Origin of the sequence: Labedaea rhizosphaerae (genome assembly GCF_004362825.1) — a bacterium.
Taxonomy (GTDB): Bacteria; Actinomycetota; Actinomycetes; order Mycobacteriales; family Pseudonocardiaceae; genus Labedaea; species Labedaea rhizosphaerae.
Window position 1 is genome coordinate 387,548 of the sequence record NZ_SNXZ01000008.1, and the last position, 18,798, is coordinate 406,345.

An 18,798-nucleotide genomic window follows, 5' to 3' on the forward strand; every position below is an offset into this window, starting at 1 on the left:
CGGCGCACCAGGTGACGGCTCAGCGGGGCGCGGTCCAGGTCCGGTCGATCGGAGCGATGCCGACGACCGCGCCTTCCTGGATGAGCGGCATCGGCTTGTCGCCGAGCAGCCGGGCTCCGTCGGAGCGGTACTGCACGAACTCGCCCGCCGGGTAGTCGTCGCCGTCGAGGTGGACGCCGACGGCGTCCGGGGTCAGGGACAGGCCGAGGTGGCCGTTGGCCTGGCCCACCGGGATCACGCTGTTGAGCAGGTTGTAGTTGAGGTCCAGGTGGGTGGGGTCGGCGGCGTTGACCACGAAGTTGTTGGGTTCGCCGCCCGGTCCGATGGTGATCGGCCGGGCCGGCACCACCTCGTCGTGGCGTTGGACGCTCGGCGGGACCTGCACCGGGACGCCGAACGGGCCGACGATGATGTCGTTGGGCGGGTAGAAACTGCCGTTCGCGTTGGTGGTACTGGGGCTCACGGTCACGCTCACCTCGCCGGTGGCCGTGTCCCACGCGACCGAGAACCGCGAACTGGCGTTCGGGTCGGTCGACGGGCCGCGGTTGTCGCCGTAGAGGTTGCCCTCCGCGGCGAGCAGCGACGGGATGTAGAACCGGCCGACGATGATGCCGTCCTTGCCGCCGGGCACGACGGCGCCGGTCTGCAGGATCGTCCGCTGGGCGCCGGGTGGCGTCGGCCCGAAGAACGCGGCGCGCGCGGCGGCCGAGTCGGCGGCCACCGGCTGGTCGCCCGCCAGCTGCAGGCCGGTGTGGACGTGGTTGACCTGCTGGTCCCACGCCATCACCAACGTGCGGGCGCTGTCGTCCACACCTGGCATCACGTCCTCCTGCCTCCCCGACCAGAGGTACCCGCACCAAGCTAGGGCGCGGGCACGGCTGCGTGGGGGAGATGACCGCTTTCGGTCAGGAGGGGGACGGGGTCAGCGGGTGCGCTGGTTCTGGCGGCGTTGGGTCACGTAGACCGCGGCCTCGGTCCGCCGGTCGAAGCCGAGCTTGTGCAGCAGGGTGCTCACGTAGTTCTTGACCGTCTTCTCGGCCAGGAACAGTTCACCGGCGATCTGGCGGTTGGTCTTGCCCTCGGCGATCAGGTCCAGGATCTTGCGCTCCTGCGGGCTCAGCGTCCGGTAGCGCGGGTCTTCCTGCTCCTCGGCGCTGCGCAGCCGTTGCAGCACCGACGCGGTCACCCCGGCGTCGAGCAGCGATCCGCCACTGGCCAGTGTGCGCACCGCGGCGACGAGGTCGTTGCCGGACACCTGCTTCAGCGTGTACCCGGCGGCTCCGGCCATGATCGCGCCGAACAGGGCGTCGTCGTCGGAGAAGGACGTCAGCATCAGGCACGCCGGTGGCGGTTCGACGATCGAGCGGATCTCGCGGCACACCTCGACGCCGTGCCCGTCGGGCAGCCGGACGTCGAGGATCGCCACGTCCGGGCGCACGGCCGGGATCCGGGCCAGCGCCTGCTTCGCGGTCGCGGCCTCGCCGGCCACGCTGATGTCGTCCTCTACCTCCAGCAGCTGGCGCAGGCCTCTGCGCACCACTTCGTGGTCGTCGAGCAGGAACACCGTGATCGTCATGTGCTCGCCTCCGCCGTCGCCTTCCGATCCTGCTGGATCGGAACCATCCACCGCACCGTCGTCCCGGTCGAAGCGGTGGAGGTGATCTCGCAGCTCCCGGACCACCGCTGGGCCCGCCGTGTCATGTTCGCGAGGCCGCTTCGTCGTACCACCGTGTCCGGCAGGCCACGGCCGTTGTCGTCGACCTCCAGTTCCAGCGTCCCGCCCGCCGGGCTCACCACGACCGTCACGAGCACCGAAGTCGCTTTGGCGTGCCTGGCCACATTGGACAACGCCTCCCGCATGGTCGCAAGCAGGTCGGGCCGGACGGGGTCGGGCACGACCGTGTCCAGCGGCCCTTCCAGGCGCACCGTCGGCTCGAAACCGAGCGCGCCGGTGCACTCCTGCAAGCCGCGCAGCAGGTCCGCGCGCAGGCCGTGCGCGGCGGAGGCCGGCTCTTCCTGCAACGAGAAGATGCTCTTGCGGATCTCCCGGATCGTCACGTCCACCTGCTCGACGTAGCCGGTCACCTCGTCCGCCGCGCTGGCGAGCGCCTTGTGCCGGTGCAGGCCGTGCAGGCCCAGGCCCAGCGCGAAGAGCCGCTGGATCACCAGGTCGTGCAGGTCGCGGGCGATCCGGTCGCGTTCCTCGAACAACGCCAGGCGTTGCCGGTCCTCCTGCGCCCGGGTGAACTCGATGGCCAGCGCCGCGTTGCCTGCGAACGCCTCGGCCATCCGCATGTCCAGGTCGTCGAACGGGCGCACGCCCTGCTCCTTGGCGAGCATCAGCACGCCGAGCGAGCGCTGGCCGGCGGCCATCGGCACCAGGATCGCGGGCCCCAGGTCGCGGACGCCGGGCGGCATGAGCCGTGCGTTCTCCGCCGAGCGGTGGATCGCGTCGAACGCCAGGTTGTCCACCGACCGCGCGCTGCCGGAGGTGTAGACGTCGCCGGTCAGGCTCGAACCGACCGACAACGCGAGCCCGACCATCTCCTCGGCCAGCAGCCCGTCGGCGGCGCGGACGTCCATCTGGTCGTCCTCGTTGTGGATCGCCACCAACGCCATGGCGGCGTGCGAGGCCAGGCGCGCGCCGCGGGCGAGCGAGTGCAGGGTCTCGTCGTCGACGGTGCGGGTCAGCAGGCTCGCGGTGGTCTCGTTGATCGCCCGCAGCCACTGCTCGCGGCGGTGGGACTGGTCGAACAGGCGGGCGTTCTCGATGGCGAGGCCCGCGGCGGCGGCCAGCGCGCTCACGGTCTCGCGGTCGGATTCGGTGAAGTCCTCGGCGTCGAGCTTCTCGGTCAGGTAGAGGATCCCGAACACCTCGTCACGCACCCGCACGGGCACGCCGAGCAGCGACCGCATCTCGGGGTGGTCCTCGGGGAAGCCGGAGAACGCCTCGTGCTCGCGCAGGTCGCGCAGCATGAGCGGCTCGTCGCGGTGGACCATCTCGCCGATCAGGCCCTTGCCGGTCGGCAGCCCGCCCATCTGCTTCGTGGTCTCGTCGTCCATGCCCGCGAAGGTGAACTCGACCATCTCGCCCTCGCTGAGCACGCCGAGCGCGCCGTAGCGGGCTCCCGCGAGGTCGCACGCGGAGGACACCACGCGGCGCAGCACGTCGGGCAACGACAGGTCGCTCGCCACGGAGACGACCGCGTCGAGCAACCGGTGCACGCGCTCCTTCGACAGGGCCGCGGCCGCCGCGCGATCGATGACGTGTTGCAGCAGCGTGTGCCTGCGCAGGCCGCGCAGGTCCGCGTCGAACCTCTCTTCGTCACGCGATTCAGGGTCGTTCGGCACAACGCTCCCGCTCGGAACCGATGGAGATGGGTCGTCTGGCACTTGCCGTCGATGGATGGATCGTTCCGTATCGCAACCGTGATACTCCTTCCGGGCATAGCCACCCGGACACCACATGCAGTGTGTGCTTGCTGACTGCTCGCCACAGTTCTAGGCTTCGGACTACTCCATGTGGGTGACATTGAGTGCACGAACTGTCCTAGCGCGGTACCCAGGACCCATGAGATCGATGTGGCGTGGCGCGATCTCGTTCGGCCTGGTCACCATCGGGGTCCGCCTGTACACGGCGACCGAGGAACACGACGTCGCGTTCCACCAGGTGCACCGGGAGGACGGCGGGCGCATCAAGTACAAGCGCGTGTGCAGCGTGTGCGGCGAAGAGGTCGCCTACCAGGACATCGCGAAGGGCCGCGAGCTGGAGGACGGCCGGATGGTCATCCTCGACAAGGAGGACTTCGAGCACCTGCCCGTGAAGACCGACCACGCCATCGAGGTCATGGAGTTCGTGGCGGCCGAGGACGTCGACCCGATCTTCTTCCAGAAGAGCTACTACCTCGAGCCGGACAAGTCGGCGGTGCGGCCCTACGTGCTGCTGCGGACCGTGCTGGAGAACGAAGAGCGGCTGGCCCTGGTCAAGATCACCATCCGCCAGCGCGAGACCCTGGCGATCCTGCGCGCCCGCGAGGACATCTTGGTGCTGCACACCATGATGTGGCCCGACGAGATCCGCAAGCCCGACTTCGGCTTCCTCGACGAGGACGTCGAGGTGCGCCAGCAGGAGCTGAAGATGGCGGGCTCGCTGGTGGAGAGCATGGCCGGCGACTTCGAACCCGACCAGTACACCGACGACTACACGGTGGCGCTGGAGAAGATGGTCGAGGCCAAGGCCGAGGGCGCCGAATTGCCGGAGGTCGAGGAGGAGGCCGAGGAGGGCGACGTCATCGACCTCATGACCGCGCTCGAACGCAGCGTGGAGGCGGCGAAGAAGGGCCGCTCCAGCTCTGGCTCCACCAAGAAGTCCAGCTCGAGCGGCACGAAGAAGACCGCGAGCAAGTCCACCACGCGCAAGACCCCCGCGAAGAAGTCCTCGAAGACCGCCTGATCCATGGGCGACCTCGGCGAGTACCGGCGCAAACGCGACCCGGACCGCACCCCGGAGCCGGTGCCCGCCGAGGACGCGGCCCTGCCGCACGGCGACGACAACACGTTCGTCATCCAGGAGCACCACGCCACCGCGCTGCACTGGGACGTCCGCTTCGAACGTGCCGGTGTCCTGGCGTCCTGGGCGGTGCCGAAGGGCCTGCCGCCGGATCTGAAGACGATCCGCATGGCCGTGCACACGGAGGACCACCCGCTCGAATACGCGACCTTCGACGGCGAGATCCCCAAGGGCGAGTACGGCGGCGGCGCCATGTTCATCTGGGATCGGGGCACCTACGAGACGTACAAGTGGGAGGACTACGAAATCGACGTGCGCTTGCACGGCTCGCGCGTCGAGGGTCGCTTCATCTTCCTCAAACGCGAGAAGGGCTGGCTGGTCCGCCGCCGCGAGGCCGACTCCCACCCCGACTGGGAACCGCTGCCCGACGACCTGTCGCCGATGCTTGCCGTGCCCGGCCCGCTCCCGGTGCCCGACGACGACTGGACCTTCGAGTTCAAATGGGACGGTGTCCGCGCTCTGGTCACAGTGGACGGTGGCCGGATTCGGATCCACAGCCGCGCAGGCAACGACGTGACCGTCAGCTATCCGGAGCTGACGGGCCTGGGCGCCCAGCTGGGCTCGACCCAGGTGGTGCTGGACGGCGAGATCGTGGCCTTCAGCGGCGGGCGGCCGAGCTTCGACAAGCTGCGCAAGCGGATGCACGTGAGCCAGGCCGGCGCCGCCCGTCGGCTGGTGGCGGTCGCGCCGGTGACCTACCTGATCTTTGATGTGTTGCACGTGGATGGACGGTCGTGCCTGTCGCTGCCGTACCGGGAGCGGCGGGCGTTGCTGGAAGAGCTGGAGCTGAAGGGGAAGCACTGGCAGACCCCGCGCTCGTACGCCGGGGCGGGGGAGGCGGTGCTGGCGGCCAGCCGGGAGCAGGAGCTCGAGGGCGTGGTGGCCAAGCGCCTGGATTCGGCGTACCAGCCGGGCCGCCGCTCCTCGGACTGGGTGAAGATCACCGACCTGCGGACCGAGGAGGTCGTGATCGGTGGCTGGCGCCCCGGAACCGGGAAGCGGTCGGGGGTGCTGGGGGCGTTGCTGGTCGGCGTGCCCGACGGGGATGGCTTGCGCTACCTGGGATCGGCGGGCACCGGGTTCACCAACGCCGACCTGGAGTCGTTGACCGGCCGCCTTCGCGAACTGGCCCGCGACACCTCGCCCTTCGACCACGTGCCGGCCGACCGGGCCCGCGGCGCGCACTGGGTCAAGCCGGAGCTGGTCGGCGAAGTGGCCTTCGTGCGCTGGACCCAGGACGGCCGCATGCGCGAACCGCGCTGGCGCGGCCTGCTCCCGGACCGGTCGCCCGAGGACCTGTCCTAGCTTGACCAGTCAGACCCGCCCGGCCTCGTAATGATGCAGCCGATGAGGGCAAGCCGCTCGGGCGCACCTTCCTATTCCTTGCGAACGCACGCGAGCGCGGAGCCGTTCCCGCGGTGCACCGCAAGGTTGATGTTCCAGGCCTTTTTGCGCAGGTAACCAGGCACGGAGTCGTCACCGCGGCGCACCGAAGGATTGCAGTCCCGAGGCGAGGACGCGACCCGGTGTCCCAAGGTGTTCATGTCGCCATCCGGGGCCGGATCATCAAGGCCTGGGCGCCGAACGCGACCTGTCCGTCCAGGTCGTGCAGCGTCGACCGGGCGGTGCCGACCCCGGAAGGCCCGATGCTGGTCACGGCATCCAGGCAGATCCACTCGCCGACCGGTGGCCGCTGGACGTGGACCGTCAGCTCGGTGTTGATGAACCACCACTCGGTCGGCGGCAGCATCCCCGACACGCCGTTCCCGGAGTCCGCCACCGCGCACAACCGTTGCAGCGGCGACGGTTCCTCACCCTCGACCAACGCCACGTTCTGCCGCACCCAGACCGTCGCCGCGCCGGGCTCGCCGAGCGCCCCGGCGAGCGCACGCCATTCCATCGCGTCCAGGTACCCGGGGCCCCACCCGGCCGGCCGTCCGATCAACCGGCCCGAGGAGGGCGGCGCCAACGGAGCCGCCAGTCCACTTTGCACAGTGGACGTGTCGGACGCGCCGATCCGCCAAGCCCGCGCGACGGCGACCGGCCGGCCATCGGCGATCAGCTCGGCCGACACCATCTCGACACTGCGCCCGGGCCGCTCCAGCCGCGCGTTGACGGTCAGCTCGCCAAGGGGCACCGGCCCGAGGATCTCCACGGTCAGCCGCGCGACCACCCGGTCCTCGCCGCCGGCGACACCTTCGACCGCCCGCATCACCAGCGCCGCGGGCGGTCCCATGTGCTGCATCCCGGGACCCCACGGCCCGGCGGTGTGCTCAGTGGACTGGAACCGATTCTCGTCGAGTTGCTTGTAGAACGCGTCGTCCATCAATCCGCCCGGTCTGCGAGGGTTTCGTCGCCCGGGTCCGGTTCCGGCCAGCCCGGGTAGTCCGGTGGTGTGCCACCGAAGGCAGGACAGCGCGACTTGTGATCACACCAGTCGCACAGCCGGCTCGGGTTCGGGCGGAAGTCGCCCGTCTTGCCCGCCTTGAGGATCGCCTCCCAGATCGCCTCCAGCGTCCGCTCGAAGCGGCGCAGCTCGGCCTCGTCCGGCGCGTACGCGAGCGACTGGCGGTCCGACAGGTACATCAGCCGCAGCTGCCGCGGCACCACGCCACGCAGCCGCCACAACACCAGCGCGTAGAACTTCATCTGGAACAGCGCCCGGGCCTCGCCGATCTCCTTCGGCGCGACGCCGGTCTTGTAGTCGACGACCCGGATCTCGCCTGTGGGGGCCACGTCGAGCCGGTCGATGTAGCCGCGCAGCAGCAACCCCGACTCGAGTTCGCTCTCCACGAGCAGCTCGCACGCCTCGGGTTGCAGCCGGTTCGGGTCCTCCAGCGTGAAGTAGCCGTCCACCAGTTCACCGGCCGAGGCGAGCCAGGAGGCCAGCTGGTCGTCGGCGCCTTCGGGGAAGAGCTCGGCCAGCTCCGGACGCTGCTCGACCAGCCGCGCCCACGTGGGTGCCACCAGCTGGTGCGCGGCGTCGGGCATCCGCTCGCCCTGGGGCAGCCCGAACAACTCCTCCAGCACCGCGTGCACGACGGTGCCCCGCACCTGCGCCTTGCTCGGCTTCTCCGGCAGCCGGTCGACCGCGCGGAAGCGGTAGAGCAGCGGGCACTGCTTGAAGTCGCCCGCGCGCGAGGGCGACAGGGCAGGGCGTCTGGGCCGCGGGGTGTCCTGCTCGATGAGCTCGTCCACCACGGTCTGGACCACCGTGCTCGCCTGTTCCACCATGGCGATCACCCTAAGCGAGACCACCGACACTCCCGTGCGAGGCACGGCCCGCGGCACAACAGCGCCTGAACACCATGACGCCTACAGTGTCCGCTCATGACCACGATGGGCGGTTGGACGAACGCCGACCGCGACGGCGGCCTGCTGCTGTTCCGGGTGTCGGGCGTGCCCGTGCTGCTCGCGCCGTCCTGGTGGGTGGGCTCGCTCGCCGTGGTCGCCCTGTACACCCCGCTGGTCAGCAAGCTGCTGCCGGGCGCGTCGTTGGTGGTCTCGTTGCTGCTCGCGGCCGCATTCGCGGTGCTGCTCGGCGCCTCGGTGCTGGCCCACGAGCTCGGCCACTGCGTGGTGGCGCTGCGGCTCGGGCTGCCTGTGCGCAGGCTCCGGTTGTTCCTGCTCGGCGGGCTCTCCGAGGTCACCCGCACACCCCGCAAACCACTGCACGAGGGCTTCGTGGCGGCCGCCGGTCCGGCCGTGTCCATCCTGCTCGCCGCCATGTGCGGGGTGCTGCTGATGGTCGGCCCCGGCGACGGGCCGGTCTGGCTGCTGGTGCTGGAGTGCACGGCGGCGAACATCGCGGTGGCGATCTTCAACCTGCTGCCCGGCCTGCCGCTGGACGGCGGGCGCATGCTCCGCGCGGGGGTCTGGGCGATCACCGGCAAGCGCGGCATCGGCACCAAGGCCGCGGTGTTCGGTGGCTGGCTGGTCGCCGGGCTGCTGGTCCTCTGGGCGATGCTGGGTCTCGCGCAGCAGAGCGAGGACCGCTGGCTGCGGCTCGGCGTCTGCGCGATCACCGCGTGGTTCGTGGTGTCGGGTGCGGGTGGCGAGCTCGCCGCGGAGCAACGGCGGAGCTGGCCGGAGGGCCTCACGCTGGCCGACCTGGTGCGCCCGGTGTTGCAGTTGCCCGCCGAGAGCCCGGTGTCCGACGCATTGACCGCGGCCGCCGGTCGCGGTGTCGTGCTTGTGCGGGCCGACGGGGTAGCCGCCGGCTTGCTGGATCCCGTTGCGGCGCAAAGACTTGCGGACCGGTCACCGACCTCGCCCGCGCAGCTCGCCGCCGAACCGATCCGGCCGGACACCGTGTTGCTGTCCGGTGAGGACGGTGAGGACGTGGTCGACCGGGTTTACGAGACCGCCGCGTGGCAGTTCCTCGTCGTGGATGAGGAAGGGCGGCCCGCGGGCGTGCTGCGCCGGGAGGACCTGCGTGCGGCGCTGGGGGCACGGACGGCGTCCTGACCGGGCTCTGCGACGATTTGCCGATGAGCAGCGTCAGTGGGCCGTTCAAGGCAGGCGACCGGGTGCAGTTGACCGATTCCAAGGGCAGGCACTACACGATCGTGCTCGAGCAGGGCGCCAGCTACCACACGCACCGCGGTGCGCTGAACCACGACGACCTGATCGGGCTGCCCGAGGGTTCGGTGATCACCTCGATGGCCGGGACCGCCTACCTGGCGTTGCGTCCCCTGCTGCCTGACTACGTGCTCTCGATGCCCCGTGGGGCGCAGGTGATCTACCCGAAGGACGCCGCGCAGATCGTCATGTGGGGCGACATCTTCCCCGGCGCCCGGGTGCTGGAGGCCGGCGCGGGGTCCGGTGCGCTGACGTGCTCGTTGCTGCGGGCGGTCGGACCGTCCGGATCGGTGACGTCCTACGAGATCCGTGACGACCACGCCGAGCACGCCGACCGGAACGTGCGGCGGTTCTTCGGGGAGCTGCCGGAGAACTGGTCGCTGCACGTGGCCGACCTCGCCACGCACACCGGGGAAGTGGACCGGGTGGTGCTGGACATGGTGGCGCCCTGGGAGGTGCTGCCCACCGTCGCGGCCAACCTGATTCCCGGTGGCGTGCTCGTCGTTTACGTGGCGACCGTCACGCAGCTGTCCAAAGTGACCGAAGCGTTGCGGGAGCAGTTGTGCTGGACCGAGCCGCAGTCGTGGGAGACGTTGATGCGGCCTTGGCACGTGGTCGGGCTGGCCGTGCGCCCGGAGCACCGGATGCAGGGGCACACGGCGTTCTTGCTCACAGCGCGGCGATTGGCGGACGGGGTTCAGGCGCCCAAACCACAGCGACGGCCCAGCAAGGGCTGAACGAACGACGGCACCCCGAGCATTCGCTGGGGTGCCGTCGTTTGCTTCGCTCTTCGGTTACCGCGTGGGGATGGGGATGCCGCTGGGGAGGGGCTTGAGGCTGCCGCTGGGCACGGGGCCGCCGCTGGCACCGCCACCGCCACTACCGCTGCCGGGGAGCTGGACGCCTCCGGACGGGGTCGAGCCGCCGTTGCCGCCGCCGTTGCCTTTCTGCGGGCCGCAGACCTTCCAGCCGCCGTTTTCCTTCTTCATGTCGAAGGCGCGGGTTTCCGACCTGCTGGCGGCCGCCGAGGCCGACGGGCCGCCGCTGCCGGACGAGGACTCCGGCGTTGCCGTCACCATGACGGTCGCGGTGTCGCCGTTGGCTTTCACGTCACCGACGGTCAGCTTGTACTTGCGGTGGTTGGGCGTGGGCACGGCGCTGCCGGACGAACCGTTGGCGCGCTTGGCATCGGCCAGCTGCTGCACCTCGTCCAGGCCCTTGTACTGGGACTGGCACATGAGCGGCTTGAGGTCGGTCGCCTTGACCTCCTGGTAGTCGGAGTTGTAGGCGCGCGAGTACTTGTCGGCCCACGCGACCGCGACCGACTTGGGGTCGTTGGGGTTCATGCCGCCCGGACCGGCGTTGTTGTCGCTGTCCTTGTTCTTCAACAAGAAGAACAAGCCGACGCCCGCACCGGCAAGCACCACCACGATGACGAGGACGATCGCGACCGTCTTGCCGCCGCCCTTCTTCGGCGGCGGCCCGCCGTAGCCGTCGTACCCGCCGCCACCCCAGGGGTCCTGCGGCGGGGGCGGTTGCTGGCCCCACTGGTCGGGCTGCGGACCCCACCCTTCGGGCGGCCCCTGTTGCTGGCCCCACGGGTCAGGTTGGTTCTGAGGCGGATACGTCATTCGATGTCCCCCGGGCTTGCTCCAGTCGGATGCGTCTGCTTGCCACCGTAGGGCCGAAGGCTGCCACAGCCGCTCACGACCCCCGCAACCGGCCCTGACCAGCAAGGTCAGCCCGCAGCCTCCCCGCAGAACTTCCAGCTGTCGTCCTCCAGCACGGCCTTGACCTTGATCGACTTGGTCTGCGGTGTGCCGCTTCCCTTGGCGAACTCGAGGGTGATCTTGGCGAGTGCGCTGTCGCCGGTGACATCGGGCTCGCCGACCGGCGTGCCGTGGATCGTGTAGGGCGCGATCTGCTGCTCCACGTCCGAGGTGTCCGTGCCGTACTTGGAGATGTAGTCCTTGCACGCGTGCGTGACCACGGTCGTGAAGCTCTTGCTCTCGTACGCGCGGATGTAGTCGTCGCGCACGGAGTCCGGGCTGGTGCCGTCAGGGGCGACCGTGGAGTCGCTGGTCTCGGTCGTGGTGAACGTGTCGTCGGTGGTGGTCGTCGACGTCGTCGTGGTGGTCGTGACGTGCGTGGTCGTCGTGCCGCCGTTGGCGCTGCCGCCGTTGTCGTCGTCGCCCTTGGTCAGGAAGTAGACCGCCGCGCCACCGCCGCCGAGCACGATCAGCACGCCGACCACGATCGCGGCGATGGTGCTGGTGTTGCGCTTCGGCGGCTGCGGGCCGCCACCCCCGCCGAACGCGCCGAACCCCTGGTACGCCGAGGTCGGCTGCGGCCCGGTCTGCGGTCCGGGCTGCGGCTGCTGGAACCCCCCGCTGTACGGATCGGGCTGCTGGCCCCAGGGCTGCTGCGGCGGCTGGTTTGGTGGGTAGGTCATCTCTTCTCGTTCCCCAGCTGGCTGATTCGGCGGTTGGCTCTGGTTCTACTCGACGCACCAGCCGTCGGACTTCTTGTCCAGCGGCATGGAGAGTTCGTGGTCCTTGCCCGAGAACCGGATGTTCACCGGGACGTAGGCCTTGGTCGAGCCGGACAGCGACGGCTCGCCCTTGATCTCCACCGAGGCGTCCATCGAGTCGTCGGCCAGGTTCGCGAACGGCGTGTCCTTGTCGCAGGAGGCGTCGATGATGTCGCTGCGCACCCGGTTGTTCACCCCGTCGGCGAACTTCTGCGCCGCCGCGGCGGGCCCGCTGGTGTCACCACCGGAGTCTTCCGTGGTCGTGGTGTCGTACGGGTCGTCGGTGGTGGTGTCGGTCGGGTAGGGGTCGCTGGTCGACGACTCGGTGGTCGTCGTGGCGGGTGCCGAGCTGGACGTGCTCGTGCCGGGGCTGGCGTTGCCGCCCTTGTCGTCGCCCTTGGTGGCGAAGTAGATGCCGACGCCGGCCCCGCCGACCAGGACGATCGCGGCCACGACGATCGCGGCGATCGTGTTCGGGTTGCGCTTCTTCGGCCCGCCGGGCGGCAGGCCGCCGCCGGTCTGCTGCTGGTCCCACGGCAGCTGGCCGAACTGCTGCGTCTGGCCGTACTGGTGGGACTGCCCGTAGTCGCCGCCGTACTGCGGCTGCTGCGGCTGCGCCGGCTGGCCGTACGGGGGGCTGGGCTGCCCGTACTGCGGAGGCTGCTGCTGCCCCCACTGGGGCTGCTGGTTCGGCCCGCTCTGCGGGTCCTGGCCCCACTGACCGGGCTGCTGTGGGTAGGTCATCGAAATCCCCCGTATCGTCCGCGCAGGGAGTGCCGTTGGGTGTGTCGTCCTGAATGTCGTTCGACAGTGGGACGGCCGTTGCGCCATCGGCGTTCCCCGCTTTCCGCGGTTCCGGGGAACACGATCACATGTTATGCGGCGGTTGGCTCAGGCCGTCACCCGGTCGAGGGTGGGCTGGACGAGTCGTTCGTGGTTTCCCCCGAGCCGGGTTCGCCCACGCACCACTTGCCGTCCTTCTTGTGCATGGCGAAGTCCTCGTCCTTCTCCTCGCCGTGCACCGTCGCGGTCAGCACGGCCGTCGCCGAGTCGCCCTCCGGCTCGCTCACGCTCTTCACCCGCACGTTGCTGATCGACTTGAAGGCGTCGGACTCGTCGACGTCCTGCGGGTCGATCTTGTCGCCCTGGTCGCACAGCAACGCGTTGATGGCGCTGATGTCGTGGTCGTTGAGCGCGGTGGCGAGCGCGTCCGCGGTGCCCTTCGGCGAGTCGCCCGCCCCGTCGCCACCGGCGAGCACGACGATCAGCACCACGACCACGATCACCACGAGCGCGCCGCCGCCCGCGAGGATCCACGGCAGCGGTCCACGCCTGCGCGGCGGCTGCCCGTACGTGCCGAACCCGCCGTACGCCTGCTGCTGCGGGCCGGTCTGCGGGAACTGCTGCCCGTATTGGGGCTGGCCGGGCTGGGGCTGGCCGGGCTGGGGCTGGCCGGGCTGGGGCTGCCCGTACTGCGGCTGGCCGTATTGCGGTTGCCCGTATTGGGGCTGAGCGTACGGCGGTTGCCCTTGCTGCGGTTGCTGGCCGTAGGGCGGCTGCTGGCCGTAGGGGTCGTTCTGACCGGGCTGCGGTGGGTACGTCATCGCTCGCTCGTTTCGTCTTGTGGCACGGTCAGCCGAGGTTGGCCTTCATGTCGGCGACGCACCACGAGTCGCCGTTCTTGCGGTACGTGAGATGCACGTTCGCCTGGACGGTCTGGCCCATCGCGGTCAGCTGGACGCCGACTGTCGACGTGGCCGTGTCTCCGTTCTGCGCCGGGTCACCCTTGGCCTGCGCCTTGATGTCGACCATGTCCTTGCCGAGCGCGAGACCCTGGTTGATCTCCTGCGGCACCACATCGGGATTGCACAAGACACCCTGCAACGCCTTGATGTCCTTGTCGTTGAGCGCCTCGACGACGGAGTCGTTGACCGCCTTGGGCGAGCTGGTGTCCGTCCCGCTCGTGAGCACGACGATCAACACCACGACGGCCGCGACGACGAGGACGGCGACGCCACCGAGGATCCAGGGCATCGGGTGGCGTTCCTTGGGCGGGGGTGGCGGCACGTAACCGCCCATCTGCCCGAAATGTCCCGCTTGTCCGTACGTCTGCCCGTGGGCGGGGCCACTGCCTGGTTCCTGAGCCCCTGGTTGCTGCGGGGGAGTCGTCATGGGGTGCGCCCGTCCCTGCCTCGGCCGGTCATGTCAGGTCGGCCAGGCACCATCCGGTGCCGCGCCGTGCCAGTTGGAGCGTGACCGGTACGTCCTGGGTTCCACCTTGATAGGTGATTGTGAGATCGAGTTTCGCAGTCGCCTTGTTCCCGCTCACGGCGGGTCGACCGGCCGTGTGCGCCTCGATCGTGACGTCCGGCTGCTCGAGCACCGCGACGGCGCTCGCGCTCGTGTCGCCGTCGAAGTTCGCCGGGTCGCAGCTGATCGTGCGGAGCTTCTCGGGATCCTTGCCGCTCAACGCCTGTCCTGTGGCATATGCCACACCCTCAGGCGTGCTCACGTCCGGTGCGGCCGGCTCGCGCAGCAGCCCCACGGCGGTCACGACGCCGGCCACCACGAGGACGACCGCCACGCCGATGCCCAGCGCCAGGCGGGGACGAGCACGCAACGCCCGCAGCCACGACATGGCGCGGATTGTTCCGCATGTGCGGGCAAACGAACGGCGCCGGTCCCTGTGGGGAGGGGACCGGCGCCGTCGGTTGGTCGTTCCTGGCTCAGCCAGTGGGCTCCGTGGAGTCGCCGCCACTGCCCGAGTCCGAGCCACCCGACGCCGAGGAGGAGTCGAGGTCGTCGACACACCAGCTGTCGCCGTTCTTCTTCATCGACAGCTCGAGGTCCTGGTTGATGTGGTGGCCCTGGTAGGTGACGTCCATGTTGACCGTCGCCGTGGCCGTGTCCCCGTTGACCTGCGGATCGCCCTTGAGCGAGGCGTGCACGTCGGCGTTCTTGAGCTCTTCGAGGGCCTTGCTGCTGTCCTCGACGCTGCCGCCGGACTTGCAGGAGAGCTTGTTGGCGGCGTCCGCGTCCTTGTTGTTGATCGCGTCGACCGCGGCCTGCGCCACGCCGTTCGGGCTGCTGGTGTCGCCGCTGCCGCCGCCGGACAGCACGATGATCAGCACGACCACCACCGCGACCACGACGGCACCACCGATGCCGAGGATCCACGGCATCGGGCTCTTCTTCGGCGGCTGGCCGTAGCCACCGGGGTAGCCGCCGTAGCCACCGGCTTGCTGGTAGCCCTGCTGCGGCTGCGGACCGGACTGCGGGTACCCCTGCTGGGGGTAGCCGCCGGACTGCGGGTAGCCCCCAGGCTGCTGGCCATACGGCTGCTGGCCGTACGGCTGCTGTCCGCCGTATCCGGGCTGCTGACCGTACGGGCCAGGCGGTTGGGACATCGGTATCTCCTAGATCGTGGCGTCGCGCTGCGCGGAGCGTACGAACACGGTGCGCGCAGTTGGACTAGTGCACGACGCACGGTAGCGGGTCGCCAGTGCCGCTTGGCACCGACTTGGCGGATTTCATCCCGCCGAGTGGGCGTTTCTCGACTTCGCAACGGTGATCACGGCATCCTTGTTGTCACCTCTTGTCGGTGCTCGCCGGTACCGTGTGAGGTAAGAGTTCGGGAAGGAGGTGCCGGAGATGCAGCACGACCGTCCCGGCAGCCGGCCGGAAGACGAGGCCGACGGCCCTACCAACGGTCCTGGCGCCCTCGGGCGCAGCGAGGCCGCGCAGATCAGGTTCCTCGAAGAAGAGATAGCGGTACTACGACGCAAGCTGACCGAGTCCCCTCGGCACACGCGGATCCTCGAGCAGCGCCTTGCCGAGGCGTCCGAGCGGGTGAGTCAGCTCACCGAGCGCAACGCCAAGCTGGTCGACACGCTGCGCGAGGCGCGCAGCCAGCTGCTCGCCCTGCGCGAGGAGGTCGACCGGCTCGCCCAGCCGCCCAGCGGCTACGGCGTGTTCCTCGAGCAGTTCGAGGACAGCACGGTGGACGTGTTCACGGCGGGCCGCAAGATGCGGGTCGCCGTGTCGCCCTCGGTCGAGGCGCAGGAGCTGCGCCGCGGCCAGACCGTCCGTCTCAACGAGGCGCTGACGGTGGTCGAAGCAGGTGGTTTCGAGCGCACCGGTGAGGTCTCGACCTTGCGCGAGGTGCTCGAAGCAGGCGAGGACGACGGCCCGGTGCGCGCGCTCATCGTCGGTCATGCCGACGAGGAGCGGGTGATCATGCTGGCCGATCCGCTCGTCGACGCGCCGCTCAAGCCGGGCGACTCGTTGCTGGTCGACGCCAAGTCCGGCTACGCCTACGAGCGGGTGCCCAAGGCCGAGGTCGAGGACCTGGTGCTGGAGGAGGTGCCCGACGTCGGTTACGCCGACATCGGTGGGCTCTTCCGGCAGATCGAACAGATCCGCGACGCGGTCGAGCTGCCGTTCCTGCACGCCGACCTGTACACCGAGTACGAGTTGCGCCCGCCGAAGGGCGTCCTGCTCTACGGCCCGCCCGGCTGTGGCAAGACGCTCATCGCCAAGGCGGTCGCCAACTCGCTGGCCAAGCAGGTGGCGGCGGCGCGTGGCGACAACGCGAAGGAAGCCAAGTCCTACTTCCTGAACATCAAGGGTCCCGAGCTGCTCAACAAGTTCGTGGGTGAGACCGAGCGGCACATCCGCTTGATCTTCCAGCGGGCTCGTGAGAAGGCGTCCGAGGGCACCCCGGTGATCGTGTTCTTCGACGAGATGGACTCGATCTTCCGCACCCGTGGCTCGGGCGTGTCCTCCGATGTGGAGACCACGATCGTGCCGCAGCTGCTCTCGGAGATCGACGGCGTCGAGGGCCTGGAGAACGTGATCGTGATCGGCGCGTCCAACCGCGAGGACATGATCGACCCGGCCATCCTGCGACCCGGCAGGCTGGACGTGAAGATCAAGATCGAGCGACCGGACGCCGAAGCCGCCCGCGACATCTTCTCCAAGTACCTGACCCCGAACCTGCCGATCCACTCCGAGGACCTCGCGGAGTTCGGCGGCGACCGGCAGGCCTGCCTGGACGCGATGATCCAGCACACCGTCGAGCGGATGTACGACGAGAGCGAGGACAACCGCTTCCTGGAGGTCACCTACGCCAACGGGGACAAGGAAGTCCTGTACTTCCGCGACTTCAACTCGGGCGCGATGATCCAGAACATCGTCGACCGCTCGAAGAAGGCGGCGATCAAGTCGGTGCTGGAGACCGGTCAGCCCGGTCTGCGCGTGCAGCACCTGCTCGACGCGATCGTCGACGAGTTCGCGGAGAACGAGGACCTGCCCAACACCACCAACCCGGACGACTGGGCCCGGATCTCCGGCAAGAAGGGGGAGCGGATCGTCTACATCCGCACCCTCGTCACCGGCAAGAACCAGGATTCCGGCCGCGCCATCGACACGGCCAACAACACCGGTCAGTACCTGTAGCACCGATCGCTCGAAGCAGCCCCTGCCCGCATTCCGGCGGCCAGGGGCTGCTTCGCGTTCACCGCAGCACTCGCAATCCTCCGCGAGGCCAACACAACCCACCCCACTCGAGCCGCACCCCGAGACCAACTGGACCAGCGGGCACACCGGGCCGGAAGAGCGGGCACGCCCGGTCGGACGAGGGGACACACCGGGTCGGACGAGGGGACACGCGCGGTGGAGGATGGGCTGATGGACCGGATCGGGCTCGGGCTGGCCGCGCTGGGCAGGCCCGCATACGTCAACCTCGGCCGCGACGGCGCGTTGCCCGAAGACCGCACGGTGGAAGCGATGCGCGCGGCCTGCTGGGACGTCCTGGACGCCGCGTACGCCGCCGGCGTGCGGTGGGTCGACGCGGCCCGCTCCTACGGGCGGGCCGAGGAGTTCCTGTCCGGCTGGCTGGCCGCCCGCGATCACGGCGACGTCACGATCTCCAGCAAGTGGGGTTACGCGTACGTGGCCGGCTGGCGCCGCGACGCCGACGTGCACGAGGTCAAGGAACACAGCCTCGCCCGCTTCACCCGGCAGTGGCAGGAAAGCCGCGACCTGCTCGGCGACCGGATCTCGCTCTACCAGGTGCACTCGCTGACGCCGGACAGCCCGCTGTTCACCGACCGTCCGCTGCAGGCGAAACTGGCCGGGCTGGCTGCCGGTGGCGTGCGCGTCGGCTTCTCCACTTCCGGTGCGGCACAAGCGGAAGCGGTCCGCCGGGCGTTCGACTTGACCGTGGGCGGCGCGCCGGTGTTCACCGCCGTCCAGTCCACCTGGAACATCCTGGAGCAGTCCGTCGGGCCGGCCCTGGCCGAGGCCCACGACGCGGGCGCGCTGGTGCTGGTCAAGGAGGCCATGGCCAACGGCCGGCTCGCCGTCCAGCCGCCGCCGCAGGTCACCAGCCTCGCCCACGACCACGATGTGGGAACCGACGCGGTGGCCTTGGCGGCTGTCCTGGCTCAACCGTGGGCCGACGTCGTGCTCAGCGGTGCGGCGAGCGTCGAGCAGTTGCGCGCGAACCTGCGGGCCACCCGGTTGCGCCTGGCGCCGGATGCGTTCGCGGGACACGCCGAACCGCCGCGGGACTATTGGGCGGCTCGATCAGCTCTCGCGTGGACCTAGGGCGAACCACTCCTTGAGCGCGATCCGTCCGTCGGGGACGATCGGCCACCGCGGGTCGTCGACCAGCACGCGCAGCCGCGACACCGGTTCCCACCATGCGGACTCGATCTCCGACTCCTGCACCACGAACGGACCGTTCGACCGGGCCTCGTACAGGAACGCGTGGCACCGCACGTCCGGCAGGTCGTAGGTCCCGGAGAACAACGGCTCGACCGCGACGCCCGACACGCCGTACTCCTCGGCGAGTTCGCGCACGGCCGTCACCGCGGGCGATTCCCCGGCCGCGACCACCCCACCAGCCCAAACGTCGAGCATCCCGGGGAAGACGTCCTTGTCCGCCGTCCGCCGGTGCACGAACACCCGTGACCCGTCGAGCGAACGCACCAGCACACCGGTGGTCGCGTGCCACAGCCGCTGCGCCCGCATCCGGCTGCGGGGCACCGAGCCGATCACCGTCCCGGCGGGGTCGTACCAGGCCACCAGTTCCTCGCCAGCCGTCACGCGGTTC

General features: G+C 69.8%; 19 protein-coding genes. 6 read left to right on the forward strand and 13 right to left on the reverse strand.

Translation table 11 applies throughout. The features are described 5' to 3' along the window. Positions 1 to 19: 19 nt before the first annotated feature. The 3 genes from EV186_RS34545 to EV186_RS34555 form a co-directional block, all read right to left on the reverse strand. Positions 20 to 820, reverse strand: a complete 801-nt coding sequence (locus EV186_RS34545; protein ID WP_133853692.1) for a hypothetical protein — start codon at positions 818 to 820, stop codon at positions 20 to 22. 102 nt (positions 821 to 922) lie between these two features. Next, a complete protein-coding gene (locus EV186_RS34550) occupies positions 923 to 1,576 on the reverse strand; it encodes a response regulator (protein WP_133853693.1) in 654 nt (217 codons plus the stop codon). After that, entirely contained in the window at positions 1,573 to 3,351 is a 1,779-nt protein-coding gene (locus EV186_RS34555; RefSeq protein ID WP_243754449.1) for a sensor histidine kinase, read from the reverse strand. Before EV186_RS34555 ends, EV186_RS34550 begins: the two co-directional genes overlap by 4 nt. Before the next feature lie 220 nt (positions 3,352 to 3,571). On the opposite strand from EV186_RS34555, the gene ku reads away from it, so the two are divergent. Next, positions 3,572 to 4,453 carry a non-homologous end joining protein Ku gene (gene ku / locus EV186_RS34560; protein ID WP_133853695.1) on the forward strand — a complete coding sequence of 294 codons (882 nt, stop codon included), beginning with the start codon at positions 3,572 to 3,574 and terminating at the stop codon, positions 4,451 to 4,453. Positions 4,454 to 4,456: 3 nt separating this feature from the next. Next, positions 4,457 to 5,875, forward strand: a complete 1,419-nt coding sequence (gene ligD / locus EV186_RS34565; protein WP_133853696.1) for a non-homologous end-joining DNA ligase — start codon at positions 4,457 to 4,459, stop codon at positions 5,873 to 5,875. Between the two features lie 235 nt (positions 5,876 to 6,110). Here the strand turns inward: ligD and EV186_RS34570 are convergent, their stop codons facing one another. Together EV186_RS34570 and EV186_RS34575 are read right to left on the reverse strand one after the other, a co-directional pair. After that, positions 6,111 to 6,896, reverse strand: a complete 786-nt coding sequence (locus EV186_RS34570) for a thioesterase family protein (protein ID WP_133853697.1) — start codon at positions 6,894 to 6,896, stop codon at positions 6,111 to 6,113. Continuing rightward, positions 6,896 to 7,804: a RecB family exonuclease gene (locus tag EV186_RS34575; RefSeq protein WP_133853698.1), complete on the reverse strand. Its 909-nt coding sequence runs from the start codon at positions 7,802 to 7,804 to the stop codon at positions 6,896 to 6,898. The genes EV186_RS34570 and EV186_RS34575 overlap by 1 nt, the downstream gene beginning before the upstream one ends. A gap of 96 nt (positions 7,805 to 7,900) precedes the next feature. On the opposite strand from EV186_RS34575, the gene EV186_RS34580 reads away from it, so the two are divergent. Both EV186_RS34580 and EV186_RS34585 read left to right on the forward strand, forming a co-directional pair. Next, positions 7,901 to 9,037: a site-2 protease family protein gene (locus tag EV186_RS34580; protein ID WP_133853699.1), complete on the forward strand. Its 1,137-nt coding sequence runs from the start codon at positions 7,901 to 7,903 to the stop codon at positions 9,035 to 9,037. 23 nt (positions 9,038 to 9,060) lie between these two features. Next, a complete protein-coding gene (locus EV186_RS34585; protein ID WP_133853700.1) occupies positions 9,061 to 9,888 on the forward strand; it encodes a tRNA (adenine-N1)-methyltransferase in 828 nt (275 codons plus the stop codon). 57 nt (positions 9,889 to 9,945) lie between these two features. On the opposite strand, the gene EV186_RS34590 is transcribed toward EV186_RS34585, so the two are convergent. The 7 genes from EV186_RS34590 to EV186_RS39680 all read right to left on the reverse strand — a co-directional run bounded on the left by EV186_RS34590 (position 9,946) and on the right by EV186_RS39680 (position 15,088). Then, positions 9,946 to 10,782, reverse strand: coding sequence for an Rv0361 family membrane protein (locus EV186_RS34590; protein WP_133853701.1), 837 nt, complete (start codon positions 10,780 to 10,782; stop codon positions 9,946 to 9,948). 107 nt (positions 10,783 to 10,889) lie between these two features. Further along, a complete protein-coding gene (locus tag EV186_RS34595) occupies positions 10,890 to 11,603 on the reverse strand; it encodes a hypothetical protein (protein WP_133853702.1) in 714 nt (237 codons plus the stop codon). A 45-nt stretch (positions 11,604 to 11,648) separates the two neighbouring features. After that, positions 11,649 to 12,425: a hypothetical protein gene (locus EV186_RS34600; protein WP_133853703.1), complete on the reverse strand. Its 777-nt coding sequence runs from the start codon at positions 12,423 to 12,425 to the stop codon at positions 11,649 to 11,651. A 155-nt stretch (positions 12,426 to 12,580) separates the two neighbouring features. Then, complete coding sequence (locus EV186_RS34605; protein WP_133853704.1) at positions 12,581 to 13,285, reverse strand: Rv0361 family membrane protein; 705 nt, start codon at positions 13,283 to 13,285, stop codon at positions 12,581 to 12,583. A gap of 28 nt (positions 13,286 to 13,313) precedes the next feature. After that, positions 13,314 to 13,760: a hypothetical protein gene (locus EV186_RS34610; RefSeq protein WP_133853705.1), complete on the reverse strand. Its 447-nt coding sequence runs from the start codon at positions 13,758 to 13,760 to the stop codon at positions 13,314 to 13,316. A 121-nt stretch (positions 13,761 to 13,881) separates the two neighbouring features. Then, the gene (locus EV186_RS34615) at positions 13,882 to 14,319 is read right to left on the reverse strand and encodes a hypothetical protein (protein WP_133853706.1); all 438 of its coding nucleotides are present in this window, start codon (positions 14,317 to 14,319) and stop codon (positions 13,882 to 13,884) included. An 88-nt stretch (positions 14,320 to 14,407) separates the two neighbouring features. Then, positions 14,408 to 15,088, reverse strand: a complete 681-nt coding sequence (locus tag EV186_RS39680; RefSeq protein WP_208115924.1) for an Rv0361 family membrane protein — start codon at positions 15,086 to 15,088, stop codon at positions 14,408 to 14,410. 244 nt (positions 15,089 to 15,332) lie between these two features. Between EV186_RS39680 and arc the strand changes: the two genes are divergently transcribed. Both arc and EV186_RS34630 read left to right on the forward strand, forming a co-directional pair. Then, positions 15,333 to 17,138 (forward strand): proteasome ATPase, encoded by a 1,806-nt coding sequence (gene arc, locus EV186_RS34625; RefSeq protein WP_133853707.1) that lies wholly within the window; start codon positions 15,333 to 15,335, stop codon positions 17,136 to 17,138. A 231-nt stretch (positions 17,139 to 17,369) separates the two neighbouring features. Further along, the gene (locus EV186_RS34630; RefSeq protein ID WP_133853708.1) at positions 17,370 to 18,290 is read left to right on the forward strand and encodes an aldo/keto reductase; all 921 of its coding nucleotides are present in this window, start codon (positions 17,370 to 17,372) and stop codon (positions 18,288 to 18,290) included. Here EV186_RS34630 and EV186_RS34635 read toward each other — a convergent pair. After that, positions 18,270 to 18,791 (reverse strand): NUDIX domain-containing protein, encoded by a 522-nt coding sequence (locus EV186_RS34635; protein ID WP_243754450.1) that lies wholly within the window; start codon positions 18,789 to 18,791, stop codon positions 18,270 to 18,272. The two genes, EV186_RS34630 and EV186_RS34635, sit on opposite strands and share 21 nt — an antisense overlap. Between the last annotated feature and the right edge of the window lie 7 nt (positions 18,792 to 18,798).

Bases quoted from the DNA above. Each gene is read 5' to 3' on its own strand.
- EV186_RS34630 (WP_133853708.1), top strand. From the start codon at position 17,370: ATGGACCGGATCGGGCTCGGGCTGGCCGCGCTGGGCAGGCCCGCATAC.
- EV186_RS34585 (WP_133853700.1), top strand. From the start codon at position 9,061: ATGAGCAGCGTCAGTGGGCCGTTCAAGGCAGGCGACCGGGTGCAGTTG.
- EV186_RS34570 (WP_133853697.1), bottom strand. From the start codon at position 6,896: ATGGACGACGCGTTCTACAAGCAACTCGACGAGAATCGGTTCCAGTCC.
- EV186_RS39680 (WP_208115924.1), bottom strand. From the start codon at position 15,088: ATGTCCCAACCGCCTGGCCCGTACGGTCAGCAGCCCGGATACGGCGGA.
- EV186_RS34580 (WP_133853699.1), top strand. From the start codon at position 7,901: ATGACCACGATGGGCGGTTGGACGAACGCCGACCGCGACGGCGGCCTG.
- EV186_RS34605 (WP_133853704.1), bottom strand. From the start codon at position 13,285: ATGACGTACCCACCGCAGCCCGGTCAGAACGACCCCTACGGCCAGCAG.
- EV186_RS34615 (WP_133853706.1), bottom strand. From the start codon at position 14,319: ATGTCGTGGCTGCGGGCGTTGCGTGCTCGTCCCCGCCTGGCGCTGGGC.
- EV186_RS34575 (WP_133853698.1), bottom strand. From the start codon at position 7,804: ATGGTGGAACAGGCGAGCACGGTGGTCCAGACCGTGGTGGACGAGCTC.
- EV186_RS34545 (WP_133853692.1), bottom strand. From the start codon at position 820: ATGCCAGGTGTGGACGACAGCGCCCGCACGTTGGTGATGGCGTGGGAC.
- EV186_RS34590 (WP_133853701.1), bottom strand. From the start codon at position 10,782: ATGACGTATCCGCCTCAGAACCAACCTGACCCGTGGGGCCAGCAACAG.
- arc (WP_133853707.1), top strand. From the start codon at position 15,333: ATGCAGCACGACCGTCCCGGCAGCCGGCCGGAAGACGAGGCCGACGGC.
- EV186_RS34610 (WP_133853705.1), bottom strand. From the start codon at position 13,760: ATGGGCGGTTACGTGCCGCCACCCCCGCCCAAGGAACGCCACCCGATG.
- EV186_RS34595 (WP_133853702.1), bottom strand. From the start codon at position 11,603: ATGACCTACCCACCAAACCAGCCGCCGCAGCAGCCCTGGGGCCAGCAG.
- EV186_RS34600 (WP_133853703.1), bottom strand. From the start codon at position 12,425: ATGACCTACCCACAGCAGCCCGGTCAGTGGGGCCAGGACCCGCAGAGC.
- ligD (WP_133853696.1), top strand. From the start codon at position 4,457: ATGGGCGACCTCGGCGAGTACCGGCGCAAACGCGACCCGGACCGCACC.
- ku (WP_133853695.1), top strand. From the start codon at position 3,572: ATGAGATCGATGTGGCGTGGCGCGATCTCGTTCGGCCTGGTCACCATC.
- EV186_RS34550 (WP_133853693.1), bottom strand. From the start codon at position 1,576: ATGACGATCACGGTGTTCCTGCTCGACGACCACGAAGTGGTGCGCAGA.